We start from the raw sequence: 501 nt of genomic DNA on the forward strand, positions 1-501 counted from the left end.
TCGGTGGCATGCTCATGAAGTGCATTTGGGAGAGCATCGCGTCGGCCGACCCATGCGATACGTCCACTTTCTACCGCAATTGCCCCGTTCTCAACGATTCCGTAGCCCTCCTCCTGCGCCATGGTTGCCAGGTGACCGTTGACCCAGATTGCATCCCACATAGTTTCACTCCCAGTCACTCAATGCTGATGTTGGGCGCTTGGCGGCAGCATGAACACGGTAATAAAGGGGTAAATTGATAGTCGAACGCTTGCACGAACTTACACGCCCATAGCTTCAATTTCGCGCTCATAGCGCACTACTATTGGGTCTACCTTGTTACGTCCCAGGTAGCTTCCCTGCTGGGAGCATTTCACCACGTAGTAAGCGGCTTTGAGACGCTTGTCTTCATAGCTAGCGAGAGCCTCATCAACATCGCTTGTTTCGGCAAAGACATCTCGCAGAACTCGCGAGTCAATGAGCGCTTGGCCGGCACCCTGCGCAAGATCAGGAACTGGTGGA

General features: G+C 53.9%; 1 protein-coding gene and 1 pseudogene. Both read right to left on the reverse strand.

Annotated elements, in window-relative coordinates:
- Nucleotides 1-161 (reverse strand): imidazolonepropionase-like domain-containing protein (locus tag AC0L23_RS40045; RefSeq protein WP_473358432.1); only part of this gene is annotated, 161 nt, incomplete at its 3' end.
- Nucleotides 162-260: 99 nt separating this feature from the next.
- A pseudogene (locus tag AC0L23_RS40050) lies at nt 261-501 on the reverse strand (hypothetical protein); the annotation flags it as partial.

It is taken from the genome of Bradyrhizobium sp. MI1.4 (genome assembly GCF_055811315.1).